This window comes from Mesorhizobium sp. M7A.F.Ca.AU.001.01.1.1 (assembly GCF_004022735.1).
GTDB classification, from domain to species: Bacteria; Pseudomonadota; Alphaproteobacteria; order Rhizobiales; family Rhizobiaceae; genus Mesorhizobium; species Mesorhizobium ciceri.
This window is the reverse complement of record NZ_RZPF01001066.1, coordinates 1-1,448: the sequence shown is the minus strand read 5'-3', so window position 1 is coordinate 1,448 and position 1,448 is coordinate 1. Positions and strand designations below refer to the sequence as shown.

Below are 1,448 nucleotides of genomic sequence, written 5' to 3'. Positions count from 1 at the left end.
GGGCACAGATATGCGGAAAGTTTTTTGGGCGCCGCAAGTCCTGACACTGGCGCTCGCGGCTGTTTGGGCGGGTGCCTCGCCGGCCGGGGCCGAGGACGTCTACAACCTCAACCAGAACGAAAGCGGCTTCAACCTGCCCGGCGTCACCTTGCCCCAGGGCCAGGACGAGGTCCATGCCGCGGATGGCACCACTTGCCGTTCCGCCGTCTCCGGCTCCGGCGCCTATGTCGATCTCGGCGTCATCAGAGGCAACAGCCAGTCCGACAATGATGTCGCCACTTACGGCCGCGTGGTGATCCCCATCGGGCGTACGCCCAAGCGCGTCGATTGCAGCCGTCTCTACGAGCTTGAGGTCGAGCGCCTTCAGCTGGAGCTGAAGCTCCTCAAAATGGGCCTCGGCACCGACGGCCAGACGGCGAGTATTGCCGCCACCGCTCCCGCGACCGCATCACCGGGGTGGGCCAACGAAGGCTGGAGCATCAGAACCGGAAATGGCGATGGCAAGAAAAAGAAGAAGCAGTAGCCGCGCGCTGTTTGCGATGGCGGCACTTGCCGGTTCCTGCCTTCCGATGCAGGCGGCGATCATCGGCACCTGCACCATCATGGTCGGGGCGTCCGGAACGATGAAGGCCAGTCCCGCCATCAGCATACTGGGCTCCAAACAGGCAGGCGGATCGAGCGCCAGCGCCACCGTGGTGGCAAGCTCCCTGTTATGCTCAATACTCAACCTGCTTGACTGCTATTCGGTTTCGGCGCCGGCGCCTGCCGCATTCTCGTCCGCGCCGAGCGGCGGTGGCACCAACGTGACGTTCGCTTCGGTCTTCCGCCTCGATGGCTCGGGGGCCGATGTCAACGGAAGTGTGCCGCAGAGGGTTGCCAACGGCACCCACGCGATGCAGGTCGACCTCACCGCCACCAAGTCGAGCGGTATCTTTCCCGCCGGCAACTATCAGGGCACGGTCACCGTGCGCTGCGAATAAGGCCGCGACAACTCAAATCGGGCTGGACCATGCGCGTGGTCTGGCAAGCTGCGGCCTTACAGGTTAGCTTCCACGCAATCGGAACGATCTGCGTTCGCCCGGACGCACGAAGACGCTCCGGCATTTTGAATTTGCGTTGCCAGGAGGCCCTGCTTGATTATCGTCATCGGCTCGATCAACCTCGACCTTATCGCCAAGGTCGACCGCTTGCCGAGCCCCGGCGAGACGGTGGGCGGCTCGGCCTTCACCACCGCGCCCGGGGGCAAGGGCGCCAACCAGGCCCTGGCCGCCGCACGCGCCGGCGCCTCGGTGCGCATGGTCGGCGCCGTCGGCAGGGACAGCTTCGCCGCCGAGGCACTGGCATTGCTGCGCGACGGCAAGGTCGACCTGTCCGGCGTTGCCGAGACTCACGCCTCGACCGGCACGGCACTGATCATGGTCGCCGACGACGGCGAGAACATCATCGCC

The 1,448-nt window shown here is 65.4% G+C and carries 3 protein-coding genes; all 3 read left to right on the top strand.

Going from position 1 to position 1,448, the window contains the following annotated elements:
- Window positions 1–10: 10 nt before the first annotated feature.
- Window positions 11–523: a hypothetical protein gene (locus tag EN884_RS35830; RefSeq protein WP_027161334.1), complete on the top strand. Its 513-nt coding sequence runs from the start codon at window positions 11–13 to the stop codon at window positions 521–523.
- Window positions 498–980, top strand: a complete 483-nt coding sequence (locus EN884_RS35825) for a hypothetical protein (protein ID WP_027161333.1) — start codon at window positions 498–500, stop codon at window positions 978–980. The genes EN884_RS35830 and EN884_RS35825 overlap by 26 nt, the downstream gene beginning before the upstream one ends.
- Window positions 981–1,133: 153 nt before the next feature.
- Window positions 1,134–1,448, top strand: a 315-nt coding sequence (locus tag EN884_RS35820) for a PfkB family carbohydrate kinase (RefSeq protein ID WP_245492050.1), incomplete at its 3' end; no start/stop codon positions are given.